Raw genomic sequence first — 18271 nt, 5'->3', positions numbered from 1 at the left:
GTGGTGGGCGGGGGCGGGCGGCACGCAGCGTGGCGGCGTGTAGGTGGGTTGCCCGCTGCCCGGCCCAATGGCCGCCCCGAAGCCTCGGCCGATGCGGGCCCGGCGGGCGGGCCGGCGCAATCTGGAATGTCAGGCCGACCGGACCAATGCCGCCGTCGCCTTGCGTACCAGGGGCAACAGCAACAGCAGGATGGGGAAGGCAACCAGCCACGAAACACCCCAGGCAGCGAGCCACTTGGAGCCCAGCAGCGGCGACATCCCGATGCTCTTCAGTGTGCTGATCAGGGAGACGACGCAGGTCATCAGGACGGAAAGCAGCAAGGGCATGACCAGGGCGCCGTAGCACAGGGGCAGCTTGGGAATGCCGAATGCAATGGTGTTTTTGTTTGTAGCGTTCACGGTGATCTCCTGGATCCGGTCAAGCAGTGGCGCCTTCCGCCCATGGATGGGCGAACAGCCCCGGCAGTGCCGGAGTTGATGGGCGCGTTGGTTGACGTGAACGCTTACGGTCTCCGCGTGGGCAGCGAGGACGCGCAGATGGTAGGAGTTGGCTGTGTTTCTGGCAAGCGCTTCTACGTGGCCGTCGATGAGGCAACGTGCCTCATTGCCCGACCAGTTCGCGCAGTTCAATGACCCGGTCGATGTTGAGCTGCATCGGGCAGAACGAATACATCGGCGAGCCAACGTAGGAGCCCGCGAGTTCGCAGTGCAGGTCCCGGTACACCAGCCAGGCTTTCTGGGCGCGCTCGAGCCTTGCTGCATCGTTCGCGTTCTCTGCAAGCAACTTGCGGTAGAAGGCACGGTAAAGGCGTGTCATCTCCGCTTTTGCGTGCTCCGAGGTCACTGATGAGCAGGCCTCCACTGTGCCGTTGTTGATGCCACCGGCCTTGGCCAGGCAGTCGTTATAGGCCTGCTGGTGGTCCAGCGACGTAGCGGCAGCGGGCCACGCCATGCCTGCAAGCAACAACAAGGAAACTACATTGGGTCGCATCGGGTAGTGCCTGTGCTGTGGCAGCGGCGGCTGCCGTGGTGATCGGCTTCGCGGATCTGCAAGGGGCAATCGGCTCAGCGCCGCGTGAGCTCCTGTCCATCGACCGTCATCTTCCAGCTGCCATCCACTTGGTGTGGCGGCGCGGATACCACGAAACGCGTGGTCAGCGGGCCAACTCCAACGATGAAGTCATCGCCTTCATAGGCCTTGATCGGTGCGTCAAGTGATTTGCTCACCGATGGACTGGGTTGGTGCTTGTAGATGACGCGCCCGCTGGCGTCGATGAGCAGCGAGGTGGTGGCCGATTCCCAGGTGCCGACATAGGCCTGTTTGTCCGCCGGTACGGGCTTGCCACAGGCAGCAAGCACAAGGGTGAACAACAGGGCCAGCAGGGCAAGGCGGCCGCGGCGCCGCACTTCCGGCAGCAAGATGTTGGGGGCAGTGCGGTGGGTTGTGATGGATCGCATCCGTAGCTTCCTTCTGGTGGATGGATGGCAGATCAGCCGGTTCATTGCTGCTCGGGGTATTCGACGTGCGCAACTCTGCCTATCAACGTGATGGGTAGCAAGCGCGCGGAGTCTGGAATTGCCTGTTGATAGCCATGCGAAGCGCAAACGCGTGTGATGTTGGCCCTGTTTGAATCCGGCAACCGCAAACGCTGCACGCAGGTGTGCGTAATAGCGCTATTCCTGCGCCGAGAACGACGCGTGGTATGCAACGGTTCCCTGCGGCATCTGCGCATCGAACGAGAGCGCCTGGAAGTACTCGGCGGGCACGCCGGGCAAGGTAAGCGCATCGGTGGCCTTGAATCCGAAACGCGCGTAATAGCCTGGATCGCCAAGCACCACGCAGCCTCCTGCAGCAAGCACACGCAGCTGATCAAGCGCGGCTTCAATCAGCTGGGTGCCAATGCCCTTGCCTTGCAGATGGGGCAGGACCGATACCGGCCCAAGCCCGTACCAACCCCTATCCGCACCGGCGATGGTCACCGGCGAGGCGGCAACGTGACCAACGATGGCGCCCGATTGTTCCGCCACCAGGGAGACGGTCAGCTGCCCTGATCGGCGCAATGCCGCCACGATGAACTGCTCGGTGTGATCGGTATGCGGCGCCTGCAGAAAAGCAGCGATTGTCACTGCTTCGATGGCTGCGATGTCGGCGGGCGTTTCCTGGCGGATCTTGATGTTCATGGGAGCAGGGAGCGTTTGCGGGGAGGCTTGGGTACGAAAGCATATCGGTTGGGCTGTGCGAGATCAGTCACATGCAAGCAGGCGTGACGACAGGCTCAAGCCAAGCCGAAAGCCTACCCTGAGCACCGTAGCCCGGGTAAGCGCAGCGCACCCGGGGCCGTTCGCTGGCAACAATGGCAGCTAGCGGGTTTCGCCAGCCCGTCTTCGACTACTGGCAGCCAAGGGTGACGATGGGCTCAAGGTAAGCGGCGAGGCTGCCTTCGGCATCCATGGCGACGAGTGCGTCGAAGCGTGGAATGCGTGCGGCAGGATCGGTGGCAAGCAACGCCCGGTAGGCCTTGAGCATGCTGCGCATGCCGGCCAGTTGTGAAGGCTGCAAAGCCCCTTTCTGCGATGGGTTGGCAACCTGGAAGGCCGCGCTGCCGAAGATGAACTGCGCCAACAGTTCCTGGCTGTTGGCGATGCCGGCAGCGGGCACCGGCGTCAGCACGTCGGGGCAGACGTAGTCCACCGCGTCCTCGGTGCCGTCTTCCCATTCCAGCAGCAGGGCGCGGATGCTGGTCACCTCGGGGTGGTGGGGCTGTGCTTCCAGCAACGCGGTCAGCCCAACCATCTGGCTGCTGTCGATCTTCAGCGCAGTGCCGTGGTCTTGGGCGCCGACACCCAAAGGCAGGAGAAGGGCAATTGCGAGCATCGGGCGGGCAAATCGCATTGCACGGACTCCTCGGGCGATGACGGCCTGTCTGCCCAGGACCATGCCGGTCGGGCACGACAGCGCGCCCGGCGATCATTGAACGTATGACGCGGAGGTTCAACCACTTCGCAACAGATCAAACCAGAGGGTGTGGTGCGCTTGGCCTGGCCGGTAGCTGCTACTGGCAGAACAGGAAGCAACGGCCGGCGCGCCAAGGGCCTGTTGGCGGGTGCTCCCAGCCCTACCTGCAGGCGGCGCTGACCTGCTGGTCCAGGCTGGCACGCATTCCTGCATTCGCCTGCGACCCTGCCGCAGCCAGCGCGGCAGTGCGCGTGGCCTTGGCACCGTCACAGTTCTCGTTGCCTGCGGTCGTGGTATAGCGCACCTGCACGCGCCGCTGGCCTGCCTCGACCGGCGCGGCGGACAGGGCCTGGGTCGGGTTGGAAGTGGAGGGCGTTGCATAGCGCCGCGAGGAGGTCTCTCCTTCGCTGCAGGGGATCGACTGGTAGCTGGTTTCACCCTTCGGGCCGGTGCACTTGTACACAGCCTGGGCATGCGCGGCCGGACTGGCGAAGCAAAGGACGGCGGAGGCGAGCAGGGTGAGGCAGACCTTTGTCATCGAAGCTCCGTACGGAAATCTGAATAGGGAAAGAGCGCAGATTATGTCCGTTCCGCAGCAAGGAATCCGGAACCATTCCGCGCTTTCCGGAAAGGAAAGGCGCGCCGACGCACTGCGCTGCCGTCACCCGCATGCGAGGGCTGCGCGCAGGATCAGTCGGCAGCGGAAGGAGACGCCGACATCGCGCCATCGATCCAGTCGGCGTAATGGCTCAAACGCACGTTGCAGGTGACCTGGCCATAGCGCCCGGGTCGCGTCGTCAGCACATTGCCCTGTACGACCTTCCAGGAGCCGAGTCCGGCCAGTTGCCATTGCCCGTCGCGTTCGATCAAGGCGGGGCCACCACTATCGCCGTTGCCGAGCACGCCCTCGCGTGGCAAGGCTGAAGGTGGCGCATCGAACACGTAGCAGAACCAACGGTCGTATGCGCTGCTGACCTTGTTGAACGCACGTCGCAGCTCGGTGCGGTTGGGACCGCCGGGATCGTGCCCGGTATCGCCGGTACCGGTCGCGCCCTTGCCGATCAGCTGGATGATCTGCCCCAGCTCATCATTGCCAGCATGGCGCGCGACCGGAACGACATCGGTGACCGGCTGGCGCAATCGGATCAATGCCACGTCATCCGAGGCCGCAAGGAAGGCGACGATCAACATGGCCTCGCCACTGGCCATGGCTTGGTCGATCAGGGCCTGCGGCAGGGGCTTGTAGCCCGGATGGACCACCACCTGCTCCACGTCCCGCGGCTGCCCGTTGATGACGACCTGCTTCAACACCGTATGTCGCGGAAGGGTGTGCGCCGCGGTGATAGCCCATTGCGGGGCAATCAGGCTGCCGTGCCCTTCGCCGGGCATATCGACCAAGGCGGGAAAGGCGCTGGCTGGTATCCGATACGTCGCGTCGTCCACATCATGGCGGATGACGATGGCCGCAACGGGGGAGGACATCGCGAGAAGAAGTGTGGACAGCAGCAGGCGCTTCATGTGCAGGCTCTGGTCGTGGAATGGACATGGAGTTCGACAGCGACACCGCAACAGCGCAACACGGCCGGCGGCCGTGTGTTTCCTCAACGACGAAGGTATCTCGCCAGCGCTCCAACCGTGCATAGTGCGGCGACTGCAAGCGGTAGATAGCCAATCCGAGCGCCCTGCGCAAGCAGCCCTGCAGCTGCCAGTGACGCCGATGCGGCGGCGATCGCCAACTGTTGTGCAGTGAGGCGATTCAGGTGCTCCATTCTATGCCTCCGATTGAAGTATGGCTGTCCCGGCAAGCGTCCGGGAGCGAAGTGCCAGTCTGCAACACTGGCATGAAGGCGGTCCGAGCGGGTACGTGGCTCAGCACTGGAACCCCAGGATCCGCTCGTTGCCCTCGGCATTGCTGCGATCAAGATCGCTGCGACGCTCAAGTGCCTGCGTGCAGCCGCGTGGCTTGATGTACTCGCTGACCATGTCCAGCAGATCATCGGTCTCCCAGGCCTGCGTGTCCTTCGCGCGCACGTGGATGTAGTACGGCTGCTGGAACATCACGATATACGTGTCCAGCACATAGTCGCGACCGGCATGGGAAACTTCGGCGTGGTTCTCATCCACCTTCACCCAGTTGCGTTCAACCAGACCGCTGTCGGCGGCAACGCTGGACGCTGAGAGAAGGGCGGCTGCGATGATGACTGTCGTGGTGATTCCTTTCATGTATGACGCTCTCGAACGGGGATTGGGATGGCTTGCCAGGCCGAAGGGAGGACCTTCGGCCTGCATGGACAGGTGCGCGCAGATTCCTCGGCATGCCTGCCGCACGCTACCAACGATAGCTTTCAGCGTTCACGAACGCACCGCGCTGTGGCTCAAACGCCTCGTATCCCAGTGATTCGAGGACTGCCATGAGCGTTATCAACGTTCCCAGCGTGTCCGGATCACTGGTGTCAGGGTGCCAGTCGGCAATGTGCGCCTGCTGCAAGCCAATGAGGATTTCAAAGGACGTGTCCGGATCGCCGGGCAAGGGGATGTCGATACAGATTCCCTGCTCCTCCGCCTGTTGATACGGGCTGGGCGCGGAACCTGGGATGGTGCCGAGAATGGCGGATGCCACGCGTCGAACTTCCAGAAGTTGCCCTGCATCGAGCGCGATGTCTTCCTGGTCCTGCAGTTGTTCCATCTGGTCGAACTTTGGCGAATCGCCAACGAAGCGATAGAACGAAATATCAAATCCCATTTGAAATCCTATCGCGGTGCTGTGTGCACGGGCGCAGCGCTTGATGCGTGGTCCGCTGTTTCGTGGATACGCCAGTCTGCTGATCCCGAAGCCTGCGGCGCTGCCCAAACCTGTGCGGTAGCCGAGTCCCCATCTTGGCAACAATGGCCATGAGTGGCAAACCAACGGAGTACAGCACATGGAACGGCGCACTGAAAGGCACGTACAGCGGATGGATGCTTGGCGGGTCGGCCCTTCGAGCGGGACCTTGCCTGTGGCAGTTATCGGGTATCGAACGCATTTCTCTATGCGGACGTTGTCCAGAAGTAGTGGATGAACTCGTCTTCGTACTCGGCCAGCACGGAGACGGTGAAATCGGTCCTCATCGAGTACATGAGCAGTGCCCCGACAAAGCCAGTCGGTGGGTGCAGTGGGAGCGGTAGCGGGGCAACAAGCTCGCTGGAGCTATCCATGACCATGCGGTTGAACGTTTCTTCGGAGATAGGCTCAAATTCGGCGCCATGCAGGTAGGGCGCGAAGTAATGCTCCCGGGTACTCCAGTCGTCCGTCCGCTCAGCCGAGCACCAGAACCTCAAGCCGTTGTCTGCAGTCAGCCGCGGAGCACGGGTGATACGAATGAGCTCCTCGGAACACGGTGTACGGAACGCATGCTGCGGATAGGTGGTGAAATGGAGGCTAGGGTAACACCCTGAAAACGTCCAGTGGATCAGCTTGCTGTGTTCTATTGCGGCGAGATCGGTGCGGGTGAACATAGGTCAGGTATCGAATGAGAACATGCCGGTGTTGGTGCATTGGGGTGAACCAGGTACGTCAATCCGTAGGGAGGCAATCCACGGATCTTGCGCGGGTGTCGGGCTGCAGGGAGTGGGAGTCCCGTGCCCAACGCGGCGGACTGCATGAATCCCATGCGCAGGTCCTGGCCAACCAGCAGCGCAACGTACGGCTCATCCGGCTAAGGCGAGGACTTGCTGGGCAGCAACGACCGGGTCTGATCAGGCGCATCCTGAAAGAACCCACGCACCTGGAAGATTGCCAGCGCCTCGTCGGCTGCCGCGGCCAGTAGCTGCCACTGCGTGCTGGCCCACAGTGTATCCAGTGAAGGCAGCTGCTGCGGCGTGGCTTCCGCCACCGCATCCCATATAGCGTGGAACCTTTCGACAGCGGTCACTTCCTCGGAGCAGAACACGGGCTCGGTGATATAGCTGCGCCAATCTTCCTGCACTAGGTCCTGCCATTGGTTGATGATCTCGTTCGCGACATTGATGCTGGGCGCAGCACGCTGGTACCGCGCTTGCTCCTCGAACGAACTGGCCAGTGCAAGGTAGCCAATCATCTGGTTCCGTATGCGGCAGGTGACTGCGGGGTCTGTCATATGGTCATACACGGCATTGAATCGAGCGACACAGCGCCCCAACATGGACAAACCATCAATTGCTTGTCCCGTCTGGCCAGACCTTGTCGACGAGTGCACCAATCTCCAACGGTTCGGCGTGCCCTTGCATCGCGCTGTTCCATTCCGGCGGGCTGGGAAACCCCGTTGGTGCTGGCGCGCCCCAGAGGGAAGAGTTCAGTGCAAACACTACCGCGCCCTCTTTGGCCTCAAATGCTGGCACTTCCAGAATGGCTGCGCGAAGTCTGGATGCCGTCGGCTCGGGTAGTGCCGGTTTGAAGTCAAACCACACCATGGAGCGCCCGCCGGGTCGTACGGCAAGAACAAGATAGCCGGTGGCCGGTGTGACGGTGGTGCCCGACAAGGCCTTCTCGGCCGAGACCTGAACCGCCTTGATATAGCCTGACAACGCACCGATTGAAGCAACCCGCTCGTTCAGAACGAACTCGGGTTGAAGCAGGGTGACGCCGTGCATGCGATAGGGAGTCGCCGCGACGGCTGCGACAGCAAGGGAGGCAGTGATTGCACCTGCGAATAATTTCATTCTGGCACCTGATTCCGAGACTGAGGCAAGCTGTGGGTCGAACTCGACATGATTGAGCTGCGGGATGCTGTCGCCCCGCGTGAGGATCGCTGATGTCTTGTCCTGTCGAGGTTGCCCGTCATCCGCAGCAGCTTCACGTGCGGCGATTCTCTCGAGCAGAGTGTCGATCGCGGTTTCCATCGCGCGCGTAGTCCGGTCACCGCTTTGGTTGGTGATGACGGATATGCTGACACCGGACTTCGGGATGATGAGGATGTAGCGCTGCGAACCAGGCACGCCGAGCTGGATGAGCTGCCAAGCGCGCTCGGTTTGAATGAACTGTTAGGCCTCATTGAACACAAGGATTCCGTTGTTGATCGCCGAGTTTGCATGCGTGTCGGCAATCGCTGATTGCTCAATGAATCCTGATTCCCTTGAGATCATTAGATCTATGTTGCCAAAACCTGCTTTTCTCGACTTGGAAAGCAGTTGCCGATACAAGCGATCATGGATTGTTCCACCGGTACCGACGCCATCTGGTGCGGAGTCCGCCACAACTGCATAGAAGTCATGATCGCTAGTGGGTCGGGGGGTCCCTGAAGCTCTGCTGCCGAATAGATAGATGCGGCGGAGGCCGTAGTTCGATAGATTTGCTCCGCAGAAGTTGACAACGAACTCAACAGTTGCTTTGTCGGCGGCTGCTGGAAGGATAGGCATGAGGTCCAACTCCTGAACTAGGCCGCACGGTGGAGCGGCGTTGGCTTGAATGAATTGTCAGCCTCGTGGGGCTCACTGGAAGAGCTGGCGCCATAGTGGCTTGGCAGGGGGCATGTACACCTCTGCAGGTATGCCGGCAAGAGCCGGGCCCGAGAGTGTCGCGCCCTCAAGTGAGCTGCCCTGGTTAAGGGCCTCGTTGACAGCAGCCAGGGTGGAACTGCGAAGCGCGATGTTGCCAAACGTGCTTCTTTGCTCGGAATGGTACATGTCCATGCCGAGGCGAACCGCTGCTTGGAAGATCGGCTCCAGTTGAAATGAAAGCTCTATCCAATCGCCACTTTTGGACCTTGCACTGAACGTGGTTGGCAGATTGACCTTGGCGATGTGAGGGAGCAGAACCAGAGCGAACGCCTCAGGTGGCCAATCAACAAGCCGCCTGGCAAGCATCGAGTCCTGAGCCAACGCCAGGACGTTGGACTCAATCTCCGTATCGGTAATGCCATCCGTACCAAGGACGGCAACGGCTTGCGCGACTAACTCAGGGGGAACTGTGGGCATTGGGAAGGGTAATGACGCTTGAATTTAACCGAGCCGGGCTAAGCCGTGGAGTGGCTTCGGCTTGAATCAACTAGCTTGTGGATGGATGGGCTTCAGTTCTTCATTGCTTGGGCAACATGCAGCCATGCGGGTGAGTTGTACCAGTTCCCTACGTCGATATCACGAACTGGTTCAAGCCATTCGACTCCGTCTTCAAGTGCATCCTCCTGGAGCGAGTAGCGGCCCATGGAAAGATCGTCCTCGAATCTCTTGAGATAGCGCGATACGGAGTCCGCCAGCTTGAGGGCAACTCCGTATTCACTGTCCACGAAGATCACCTGACCGACTTCACCTCCAGCCGTTGGCGCCAAGTCAACGAGGATCTTGGATCGACCATTGTCGTGGCCAATTTCCAGACGTAGTCGCCCGAAGTTGTACCCGGTAGCGATCCCAGGATCGGCAAAGCTCAGTGGATCACCGTCACCCTCTTGGAGCAGGCGGGGAAGTCCCTCCAAAAGCGATCCGATATCCGTGAAGACAAATCCGAAAGCGAAGTTTGCGGTGCTTCTCGGGTCGATGCCAGCAGTAGCTCGATAGAGCCTGACAAGGTCGTTCGGAAGTGGCCTGCCGACTGCGGCCTCCAACTCTCTTATTTGTTCAGCGCTTGCACCCGGAAGCAACGCCTCTTCAACGCTTGGGGCTAGATTACCGAGAAGAGCGCGAATTCCATCGATCATTGAAGAATCCTGTTGATGTTGTTCAGGGCATGCCAATACTTGAATCAGGGCGACCCGCGAAGCGGGTTCGGCTTTGATGAACTGTCAGGGCGCACCCCGGATGCCCTTTGCGTATGAGTTATAGAACTCATGCGCGCTGTCCACTTCATGGTGTACCGGCGTTGGTGGGATATTGGAAATCCCAAATCACGTTGAATCTCTCAGGAAAGGCACCGAAGTCGAACTCGGGTTCGATCGTCTTTAGACGGAGTAAAGACAGTCCGGCTTCGGTCTCTCTTCGTGGGAGAACCCAGCCTCTTTGGTCTTCCATAAACCCTCCCTGGCGCCCGGACGCCTGAATTGAGCCGAGCCGCGAAGCGGCTACGGCGTGAGTGAATTGTCAGGCGCCACCCTTGGAAAGTTGCACCCACTCCAATGCATCAACGTCATGAACAGCAAGGGTTGTCGGCACGGGATATGCCCACCCACCGGCTTTCCACCATGACTCCGAGAGCCAACGCGACAGTAGCGAAGTCGTTAGTTGAAGACCCGGGAACTCGTCAGGCTCTACAAAGTATTGCTCGTCAATATTCGGGAGGCCTTCGAGGCCAAGGTCAAGCCTAAGTGATCTCCCGGGAAAGAGGCTTGGATCTGCGTGATCTACCTTGTTGTTCTTGCCCCGCCAGTACGCCCAGATGCTTGGTGTTCCACCGTACTCGTCTGGGAATATCTCAATGTGTGCCTCATCAACTCCGCGGCCAATCGGCTGCACCAGGAGGTCTCGGAACGCGTGGATAGCTCGATCTGAAAGGCCGTCCAACTTGCGCTGATACATCGACGCAAATTGCTCTTTGCTCAAACCATATGGAACCATCAGTGGCACCCGGCGCTCTGCGTTGAGCCGCTGCCAGGAAGTGGCAGACGGCTTGATGAACTGTCAGGTCACTCTGCGAGTGCCTTGCGAATTTTGTCCAACTTCGCGTGGTTGGCCTTGTGGTCGTTGTAAAGATGCCAGACAAGCTCATGGAGTTCAGACGCAAGCTCCAGGCGATCCTTCTTTGACTTGCTCGCCGCAACATCGTCAATTCGCTTTGTGATCATTCTTTTGACCCCTAGAGCCGAGCGCTTTCCGGCGCCGTAGACCTCAACATAGACATCCCAGTAGGAAAGCTGAGGGAAGTACTCTTTTCGAATTGCAGCGATCTTCTTTCCCTCTTGAGCCAAGCGCTGCATCTTTTTTGAGTCGGTCTTGCTGATTTGCACAAATTTCCCCTGTTGTTGAAGTGAGCTGCGAGACTACTTGTTTTTTTTTGATCTAGCTCTGGAACTGAGCTGGCCCGCGCGGCGACGTTGGTTTGAATGAGTTGTCAGACCGCCATGCCGTCGCTCTCAGCCATAGGGGCAACAAAGGGCGTGCCGGAACTGGAGGCGCGTTCATAAAATGTGGCTTGTGGCGGATGGAGATCCACAATTCTGTAGGCGCCATTTGGATTGACGAATATCTGATGAGCGAGAAGCATCACTCTGATGGTTCCGTCAGGGAAGGTTTTGTTCATTCCCTCCGGGTGACCAAGTGGTGGGACAGTCCATTTCGGATTAACTGTACGGGACGCATTGGCCAGGCCTTCGATCGCTGCCTTCGGATTGCCCGCGTCGGGAAGGGCATCGAGAAGTCCCTTGAGCGCTTCCAGCGCCTGAACGATTTCGGGTCTTCTTGTTCTTTCTGGGTCCATTTTGCATGCGCCTCCTGCGACCTGAGTGTGGAATTATGCGCGACTCGCGAGGCGAGTTCGGCTTGAATGAACTGGCAGGTACCCTCCGTGAACTGGAGGTACTGCCGCTTGTGAAGTTTGGCAATGCCCGCGCCGCTTGAGCTTCACAGGCAAAGTACGACGCACCGTTTATTGAACTCGCGGGCACGAGACCATCCAGATGGGATTCGGTTGGTGCCACAAAAGCGTATCAGTGCGTCATCAACGTCTACGAACAGGATGCGCCGTCCGATGGGATCTAACGCCGGAGTTATGTCTGGCCGCGGAGCGGCATTGGCTTGAACGATTTGTCAGGCATCAGCCAGCGACCAACTGCTGATGCCAACAACGCCCCAATGAGCCATGAAGTCAAGGCGTTGAAGCTCGTGGGCAGCAGGCCCTTCCACGCCAAGGCAGCAACGGTGATCCCCGTGAACCCGATCAATGTGGGGATAAGCAGGGAGGAGAACATCCGCAACGCAGCGATATGAACCAGGAATGCGACTAGCGCCGCACCCAGGCCAAAGACAACGACTGCGTTCCAGAGCGCGATAGGGAAACCAGAAGGCATTGCGATTGCTGCGGTATGGCCGATTGCATATACGGACGCGAGGCAGGTGACCGCTCCGGATCCAGTTCCTACAAGAAGACTTTTTAGAAGCTGAGGCATTTCTTGCTCCTGAGGCCAGCTACGGGATAAAGCCGGGCCGCGAAGCGGCTACGGCTTGAATGAATTGTCAGGGTTCAGCAAAAGAATCAACCGCCTACTTCTTTGCAGGATGTGCCGCGTCGAGCTGCGCGCTATTTTCCACTGCAGCATCGTATATTTCAAACAGCGATACCCTGGCAGACCAGATGCCCATGCATAGCAGAAGCAAAGCCAGTGGCAAAAACCTGTGAATTCGTTTTTCAATCATGGGAATTACGTCCTTTGTAAAAGTTCGATTGAACAACCTAACTCTGGAACCACGCCAACATGGGTAGCAAGTTGGGCTGGGATGAGTTGTCAGGAGATATCCCAGACATAGACCTCTCCCTCATCCCCGACTATCCGTGCCCCAATTTTTGTGCAGAATGCGATGGCTGCCTGCCTTACAGGGTCGAGCGGATCCTGCAGGAGTGCAGGGGTGGCCGCAAACGTCACGCGACCGATGCTATAGGAAAAAACCGGTTGCCACTCGGACTCCGGGCCAGTGCCAGTCTGGATGCACACCTCGGCATTGCTGTGCGGCAGCTGGATCTCGATTCGTTCCCCTGTGTTTGGGTTCACGGCTGCCACTGTCCCGGTGCCTTTGCGGACGTAAGGGGTGGATAGCACTGCTGCATTCCACTCTGCCTCTGAGATGGGTTGGCTGTTGTTTTTCTCAATGTGCAGGTCGTATGCCACGCGAGCCCCCTGGCTCTGGAATGAAGCCGCGCCGTGCAGTGGCTTCGGCTTGAATAAATTGTTAGGGCTCACCCGCATACAGTTGGAGCCCGCAGTTGGAACAATAACGCGTTGCTGCCAAGGCAGGTTCTTGACCAGCAAGGAATGGCTTGGAGCAGCGAGGGCATGGAAATCGAGTGACACGGAAGCACACCCAAAGCCAGGTACAGCCCCAAGCCACCCCCGCAATGGTCAAGGCGATGCCTAGATCCAGATCCACTACAGAAAACATGAGATAGCCCACGGAGCATGCTGCTGGAAGGCCAAGCAGAAGCCCGAGGCACGCAGCCCAATGACGGCGTCGGGTAACTGCTCCATTGTTGTACATAGCGCTCTGACATTTCTTGTGAGTCCAAACCCTGGAGCCAAGCCGCGTTGCGAAGCAACGGCGGCTAGAATGAACTGTCAGGCATTGCTGGCATAGGCCAAGCAATGAACGGTGACGGGAAACTTCTCATTGCCAGGCATCCAGCCACTGACGATCTTCGACTCAACAAAGCCAATAGACTTGTAGAAGTCCAAAGCGGCTTCGTTTCCTTGCAGGACCTCAATGCAGAGGCCTTCAGGGCGCTCCGCAAGGACTGACCTTGCCAAGAGACCTCCGATCCCTGTGCGGTAGCACGCCGGATCTACATATAGCCAAGTAAGCTCATCTTTACTGTAGGCCACGAAGCCGAGGACTAGGCCGTCCTTATCAGCAACAAGAATATCGTAATCAAATAGGTTCTCTCTTTCCGCGGCAATTTCCAGAGGCAGGAAAGCATGCTCCAGGCGTGCTCCGCGTAGCTCATCCATACGAGCGAGATCATGAATCTCGCAGATGCGGTGCCAATCATCCTTCTGATAGCGACGAACTTTCATGCAATGCATAACACCAGAATTGAGCCGCGCCGCGCAACGGCGACGGCTTGAGTGAATTGTTAGGTCGCAACGCTATCAATCTTGCGTGCAACCGTCAGAACAACGGTGGAGAGCAGCTCAAATGCAAGATAGCAGACGCCAAAGATGGCAAGGAAGAGCGCGATTAGCGCCGCAATGCATCTCTGTGAGGCAACGGAATACTCCAGCAATCTGAGGTATGCCAATAGCTACGGCAGCAATGGCCGAAACAGCCACAAGAATGAGAGAAATATTGCCGAGGACGGACGCGTGCCAGAGAAATGCGTTGCGCCGCAGTGCGAGGAAGGCTCGGAGAGGAAGCAGCGAAACGCCGAATAGCCCGACGAACCCCAAGGCATAGATGGAAGCAGCAAATAGCAGATACGACTATTCTGTCATTGCAACCTACGTCTGAAATTAAGCCGCGGCACGTAGCGGCATCGGCTTGAATGAATCGCTAGGCGCGTCTGTCATAGGGTGTCATTGGACAGAAGCGAACCATCACGAGCAATCTTTGCGCTACAGGAGGGGCATTTCCAGCCACCTAGCATGGCTTCACGGGTGTTGGATGGTTTGCGGAATCTAGGCAGCAACGTCTTGCACTTGGGGCAGGTTTTTCGAGGAATCAGGAATGCAAGAAGAAGCACAGCTAATCCACCGGCGATACCGCCAACCAGCCCAGATGTCAGAAGCGTATCCATGTGTCTCCTTTAAGCGCTTAACGACTGAGTAAGGCCGACCCGAGAATCGGGTTCGGCTTGAATGAACTGTTAGGCGTGAGCTACTGCCATGCTAGCGCCTCGGCTTTTCCGGTCGTCTTGTCAACCGTCACGGTGAATCCCTTGCAGTCAAAAGTCCACTTTTTTCCGCAAGTTGAGTAGTCGAATGACCATGCCGAACTCGTTGGGTCAGCGATTCCGGATGGGCCAGTGTTGGTTGGTTCCCCAAATTCACTCAAGTCATATCCCACTCTAATTGCTTCGGCGTTGGCTATAAGTACGGCGTCATGGCGAGTATCCAGTGAGACGACGCGCTTGTCTGCAGGAGTGTGGGTGACCGTGCAGCCAACGGCAATAAGCATGGTGGACGTGGTGATAGTCAGCAATGCTGCTTTCATGCCTAACACCTGAATTAAGCCGAGCCGCGAAGCGGGTTCGGCTTGAATGAACTGTTAGGCCGCTCTAGGGGACTTGCCATACGATCTCCAACTCGGCGGATCGCATCCCCGGAATAGGCCATTTCTTTCCCCCATGCCGGCGGGTTTCCGCTAGATATCTTTCCGACAACTTAACAAGGCCACGCTGTTGATGCGCGGCGCTGTGCAGATCTTCGGCCTGAGTCGCGATCTGCTCTTGGAGCTCTAGAAATCGAAGGTTATTGCCTTGGATGCCGGGATGAGTACTTAGCTCCACTTCCCCTGCGTGGTAGGCGAGGTCCCACTCGCGCCATATTGTCTCGAACTCAGACACCGCCTCTAGGAAGGGTTGGTCAATTGGAACAATGTCAAAGACTGCAGTTCCCAGCACAGGGAGAGGATCGCGGAGCCAGAAGTAGTGAGGCCTGCCGCTATGGATTGCCACGCCCTCTTCTGGCAGCTCCATTTCACCGTCGTATACGAAGTAAGTGAGAACCGGATTTCTCATAGCGGCCTAACTCCGGAATTAAACCGACCCGCCCAGCGGATTCGGCTTGAATGAATTGTTAGCCCCTAGCTGGCACATTGGCAGCCCATAAGCTCTCGAAGCTTTGAGCGCTGATAGTAACGCCATTGAACTCATGTGATTGATTGATCTCCGCCAGCGGTGGAACCGGGACAATGCCAAGCTCGGTGCCGGGCGAACCGCTTTGCTGGGATGCATAGCCAACCTTACCCATAGGGAAAAATTCCAGCTTGCGCGTTTCGTATCGGTCTGCGTTGAGTTCGGAGACTAGGCGCACTGGATCAGTAGTGTTCTGGTGTTTCCACTCGACGTCGATGTATTCCATAGGGCCCAGCGCCTGAATTAAGCCGCGCCGCGAAGCGGCGTCGGCTTGAATGAATTGTTAGGCTCCAACCATGAAGTGCAGCCAACCAATGAGCAGCAAGGTAGGAATAACTCCAAGGAGCCCAAGTGCTATTCCTGTTTTTCCCGGCATGCTATTCCTAGTCATAAATCCGAAGCCTAACGCACATAGTCCGAGAGCGAGGCTGAGCCAGTAGATTGCAGAAGAACCCCAGCCAAATAAGAAGAATGCAACAACCCCAAGGACTGAAAGTATCCCTGCGAGAATCGAAATTTTTCCCATCTTACACCCACCAACTTTTCATCATGCAGCCTAACTCCGGAATTAAGCCGCGCCGCATAGCGGCGTCGGCTTGAATGAACTGTTAGGCGGCTGTGGCCCTTGCCGCTCCCCGGGCCAATGCTGCCTTGCTTGTGCAACCCAATGCGAACCGATGATGCCACAGCTCGCGGGGTGGAGCTTGCCTGGGGAACTTTGCCGCGCGTAGCCGCCGAAGTGCGATGAAATGATTGCGGTGGGGCAGTGAAGCGTAAGGCGAAATGACGAGCTTGCCGATGCCAGGGACAGTTGGTGCTGCTACCCGGAGCCGACCGGTGACTTGCCGATGTTGCGGCCGAAAGAAGAGGGGCCAGTCAACCCAACCCACTGCTGCCTAACTCCGGAATTAAGCCGCGCCGCAGAGCGGCGTCGGCTTGAATGAATTGTTAGGTCTGCTTTTTCTGTCCGCGGATGACTTCATTGAGTGTTGGTTCGTCAGTCGCCACATTTAAGGGTCTTGCGGCCTTGGTCGTTGCGATTAGTAAAAATATGAGGCCAGGGATAGACAGCAAAGAGCCGATAACCAAGATCGCGCCGTATGCGAACGGTAACAGCCAAGGGAGAGCTGTGCCGTCGATGCTGAAAACGCGATAAGTTACGTAAATGCAAGCGAAAGCGCTAAGAAGAGCGCTACATGTCAGCCAGATGGCGCCTAAACGTCGCATGCTTTTCCCAAGGCCTAACGCCTGAATTAAGCCGCGCCGCGAAGTGGCGTCGGCTTGAATGAATTGTTAGGGCGCATGTCGAGTAGCCTCCGACCGTTGAGCCAAGTGATGTCGCTTTAGCGCTCGATGCTCAATGGCGAGCAGAATGCCAGTTATCAGGAGTGTGGCGGGAAGCCAGACCATGAGAAAGGCGATGAGCTGAAAGCCCCAGTTGTTGGCGTAGAGGTCGCCGCTTGGTGGGCCCGACAGAAAAGCTTCTGTCCGGAAGTAGAACAAAGTACCTGCAATGGCGACCGAAAGCGCAAACTGTACCAGTGCGAGTATCCAAAACTTTGGGAGCCGCAATTGCATGCTCATGCGCCCTAACTCCGGAATTAAGCCGCGCCGCGAAGCGGCGTCGGCTTGAATGAACTGTTAGGCGGCGGTGGCCACTTGCCGCTCCCCGGGCCAATGCTGCCTTGCTTGTGCAACCCAACGTGAGCCGATCATGCCACAGCTCGCGGGGTGGAGCGTGCCTAGGAAACCCTGCCGCGTGTAGCCGCCGAAGTGCGATGAAATGATCGCGGTGGGGCAGTGAAGCGTATGGCGAAATGACGAGCTTGCCGATGCCAAGAACAGTTGGTGCTGCTACCCGGAGCCGACCGGTGACTTGCCGATGTTGCGGGCGAAAGAAGAGGGGCCAGCCAACCCAACCCACTGCCGCCTAACTCTGGAATTAAGCCGCGCCGCGAAGCGGCGTCGGCTTGAATGAATTGTTAGGTGGCAACATTTGGTGGTGCAATTGCCGCCAGAACACTCGTGCCACAACTTGTGCAACGGAACCCGGGTTTGCCAATGTTGTCGTAAGCGACCCCGTCTATGACCAGACGACAGAGGACGCAATGAAACGCCCCGCCAGACTTTTGGCCTGCTCCGGGAACATATCTAACTCCTTGCCCGTCAAACTCAACGACCCACCACTGGCGCTTGTGGTCGTACTGCGCAGTGCCGTGTCCCTCCAGGTCCTCAGTATCATCGGACTCATCGTAGGCCACGAGTGGCAAGCCAACCGAAAGGACAGTCCCTGCGTTTGACAGGTCTTGGATGCTACCGAAAGTGTCCAAGACGACAGCAGCACGCATGGGGTCAACAACACCGGCAACCAGGCCGTTGAAGTCCGCGTAGATCCGTAGTCGCGTAGAACTTTCCATTGCCACCTAACGCCTGAGTTAAGCCGACCCGCGAAGCGGGTTCGGCTTGAATGAATTGTTAGGCGGCTGTGGCCACTTGCCGCTCCCCGGGCCAATGCTGCCTTGCTTGTGCAACCCAACGTGAGCCGATCATGCCACAGCTTGCGGGGCGGAGCCTGCCTGGGAAACCCTGCCGCGCGTAGCCGCCGAAGTGCGATGAAATAATTGCGGTGGGGCAGTGAAGCGTAAGGCGAAATGATGAGCTTGCCGATGCCGAGAACAGTTGGTGCTGCTCCCCGAAGCCGACCGGTGACTTGCCGATGTTGCTGCCGAAACGAGAAGGGCCAGCCAACCCAACACACCGCCGCCTAACTCCGGAATTAAGCCGACCCGCGCAGCGGGTTCGGCTTGAATGAATTGTTAGGCCTCGTACCCTGGCTGCTTATGCCGAACAGCCCTCAGGTACAGTGCAATAAC

Annotated in this window: 25 protein-coding genes; 1 reads left to right on the top strand and 24 read right to left on the bottom strand. The window is 58.3% G+C overall.

Annotated features, from left to right (window positions below; genetic code table 11):
- Window positions 1–129 precede the first annotated feature (129 nt).
- The 18 genes from ACVOLQ_RS20425 to ACVOLQ_RS20340 form a co-directional block, all read right to left on the bottom strand.
- A complete protein-coding gene (locus tag ACVOLQ_RS20425; RefSeq protein ID WP_481529126.1) occupies window positions 130–399 on the bottom strand; it encodes a DUF2798 domain-containing protein in 270 nt (89 codons plus the stop codon).
- 202 nt (window positions 400–601) lie between these two features.
- On the bottom strand, window positions 602–991 hold the full coding sequence (locus ACVOLQ_RS20420; RefSeq protein ID WP_481529125.1) for a lysozyme inhibitor LprI family protein: 390 nt from the start codon (window positions 989–991) through the stop codon (window positions 602–604).
- A 74-nt stretch (window positions 992–1065) separates the two neighbouring features.
- Complete coding sequence (locus ACVOLQ_RS20415; protein WP_481529124.1) at window positions 1066–1458, bottom strand: hypothetical protein; 393 nt, start codon at window positions 1456–1458, stop codon at window positions 1066–1068.
- 216 nt (window positions 1459–1674) lie between these two features.
- Window positions 1675–2181 (bottom strand): GNAT family N-acetyltransferase, encoded by a 507-nt coding sequence (locus ACVOLQ_RS20410; RefSeq protein ID WP_313174281.1) that lies wholly within the window; start codon window positions 2179–2181, stop codon window positions 1675–1677.
- Window positions 2182–2389: 208 nt separating this feature from the next.
- On the bottom strand, window positions 2390–2893 hold the full coding sequence (locus ACVOLQ_RS20405) for a hypothetical protein (RefSeq protein WP_481529123.1): 504 nt from the start codon (window positions 2891–2893) through the stop codon (window positions 2390–2392).
- A gap of 223 nt (window positions 2894–3116) precedes the next feature.
- Window positions 3117–3494, bottom strand: coding sequence for a DUF4124 domain-containing protein (locus ACVOLQ_RS20400; RefSeq protein ID WP_313174276.1), 378 nt, complete (start codon window positions 3492–3494; stop codon window positions 3117–3119).
- Between the two features lie 152 nt (window positions 3495–3646).
- On the bottom strand, window positions 3647–4474 hold the full coding sequence (locus ACVOLQ_RS20395) for a S1 family peptidase (RefSeq protein WP_481529122.1): 828 nt from the start codon (window positions 4472–4474) through the stop codon (window positions 3647–3649).
- 351 nt (window positions 4475–4825) lie between these two features.
- Window positions 4826–5179, bottom strand: coding sequence for a hypothetical protein (locus ACVOLQ_RS20390; protein ID WP_313494694.1), 354 nt, complete (start codon window positions 5177–5179; stop codon window positions 4826–4828).
- Window positions 5180–5285: 106 nt separating this feature from the next.
- The gene (locus ACVOLQ_RS20385) at window positions 5286–5699 is read right to left on the bottom strand and encodes a hypothetical protein (protein WP_481529121.1); all 414 of its coding nucleotides are present in this window, start codon (window positions 5697–5699) and stop codon (window positions 5286–5288) included.
- A gap of 284 nt (window positions 5700–5983) precedes the next feature.
- Window positions 5984–6451: a hypothetical protein gene (locus tag ACVOLQ_RS20380; protein ID WP_481529120.1), complete on the bottom strand. Its 468-nt coding sequence runs from the start codon at window positions 6449–6451 to the stop codon at window positions 5984–5986.
- A 200-nt stretch (window positions 6452–6651) separates the two neighbouring features.
- Window positions 6652–7032 (bottom strand): hypothetical protein, encoded by a 381-nt coding sequence (locus tag ACVOLQ_RS20375; protein ID WP_481529119.1) that lies wholly within the window; start codon window positions 7030–7032, stop codon window positions 6652–6654.
- 94 nt (window positions 7033–7126) lie between these two features.
- Entirely contained in the window at window positions 7127–7909 is a 783-nt protein-coding gene (locus tag ACVOLQ_RS20370) for a hypothetical protein (RefSeq protein ID WP_481529118.1), read from the bottom strand.
- A gap of 45 nt (window positions 7910–7954) precedes the next feature.
- A complete protein-coding gene (locus ACVOLQ_RS20365; protein WP_481529117.1) occupies window positions 7955–8329 on the bottom strand; it encodes a nucleotidyltransferase domain-containing protein in 375 nt (124 codons plus the stop codon).
- A 72-nt stretch (window positions 8330–8401) separates the two neighbouring features.
- Complete coding sequence (locus ACVOLQ_RS20360; protein WP_481529116.1) at window positions 8402–8887, bottom strand: hypothetical protein; 486 nt, start codon at window positions 8885–8887, stop codon at window positions 8402–8404.
- A 92-nt stretch (window positions 8888–8979) separates the two neighbouring features.
- The gene (locus ACVOLQ_RS20355; protein WP_481529115.1) at window positions 8980–9603 is read right to left on the bottom strand and encodes an SMI1/KNR4 family protein; all 624 of its coding nucleotides are present in this window, start codon (window positions 9601–9603) and stop codon (window positions 8980–8982) included.
- 379 nt (window positions 9604–9982) lie between these two features.
- Complete coding sequence (locus ACVOLQ_RS20350) at window positions 9983–10417, bottom strand: hypothetical protein (RefSeq protein WP_481529114.1); 435 nt, start codon at window positions 10415–10417, stop codon at window positions 9983–9985.
- Between the two features lie 107 nt (window positions 10418–10524).
- The gene (locus ACVOLQ_RS20345) at window positions 10525–10845 is read right to left on the bottom strand and encodes a hypothetical protein (protein ID WP_481529113.1); all 321 of its coding nucleotides are present in this window, start codon (window positions 10843–10845) and stop codon (window positions 10525–10527) included.
- Between the two features lie 104 nt (window positions 10846–10949).
- Complete coding sequence (locus ACVOLQ_RS20340; RefSeq protein ID WP_481529112.1) at window positions 10950–11315, bottom strand: hypothetical protein; 366 nt, start codon at window positions 11313–11315, stop codon at window positions 10950–10952.
- Window positions 11316–11632: 317 nt separating this feature from the next.
- On the opposite strand from ACVOLQ_RS20340, the gene ACVOLQ_RS20335 reads away from it, so the two are divergent.
- Window positions 11633–11824 (top strand): hypothetical protein, encoded by a 192-nt coding sequence (locus ACVOLQ_RS20335; RefSeq protein ID WP_313174256.1) that lies wholly within the window; start codon window positions 11633–11635, stop codon window positions 11822–11824.
- 515 nt (window positions 11825–12339) lie between these two features.
- Here ACVOLQ_RS20335 and ACVOLQ_RS20330 read toward each other — a convergent pair.
- The 6 genes from ACVOLQ_RS20330 to ACVOLQ_RS20305 all read right to left on the bottom strand — a co-directional run bounded on the left by ACVOLQ_RS20330 (window position 12340) and on the right by ACVOLQ_RS20305 (window position 16982).
- Window positions 12340–12903: a hypothetical protein gene (locus ACVOLQ_RS20330; protein WP_481529111.1), complete on the bottom strand. Its 564-nt coding sequence runs from the start codon at window positions 12901–12903 to the stop codon at window positions 12340–12342.
- 261 nt (window positions 12904–13164) lie between these two features.
- Window positions 13165–13620, bottom strand: coding sequence for a GNAT family N-acetyltransferase (locus tag ACVOLQ_RS20325; protein ID WP_313174250.1), 456 nt, complete (start codon window positions 13618–13620; stop codon window positions 13165–13167).
- Window positions 13621–14108: 488 nt separating this feature from the next.
- On the bottom strand, window positions 14109–14339 hold the full coding sequence (locus ACVOLQ_RS20320) for a hypothetical protein (protein WP_313174248.1): 231 nt from the start codon (window positions 14337–14339) through the stop codon (window positions 14109–14111).
- A gap of 80 nt (window positions 14340–14419) precedes the next feature.
- Window positions 14420–14755: a hypothetical protein gene (locus tag ACVOLQ_RS20315; RefSeq protein ID WP_313174246.1), complete on the bottom strand. Its 336-nt coding sequence runs from the start codon at window positions 14753–14755 to the stop codon at window positions 14420–14422.
- Between the two features lie 584 nt (window positions 14756–15339).
- On the bottom strand, window positions 15340–15624 hold the full coding sequence (locus ACVOLQ_RS20310; protein ID WP_313494675.1) for a DUF6881 domain-containing protein: 285 nt from the start codon (window positions 15622–15624) through the stop codon (window positions 15340–15342).
- Window positions 15625–16691: 1067 nt separating this feature from the next.
- Window positions 16692–16982 carry a hypothetical protein gene (locus ACVOLQ_RS20305; protein ID WP_481529110.1) on the bottom strand — a complete coding sequence of 97 codons (291 nt, stop codon included), beginning with the start codon at window positions 16980–16982 and terminating at the stop codon, window positions 16692–16694.
- Window positions 16983–18271 lie beyond the last annotated feature (1289 nt).

It is taken from the genome of Stenotrophomonas sp. STEN031, from assembly GCF_056759975.1.
Note: the sequence above shows the minus strand (reverse complement) of the source record. Positions and strands in the feature narration are given on the sequence as shown.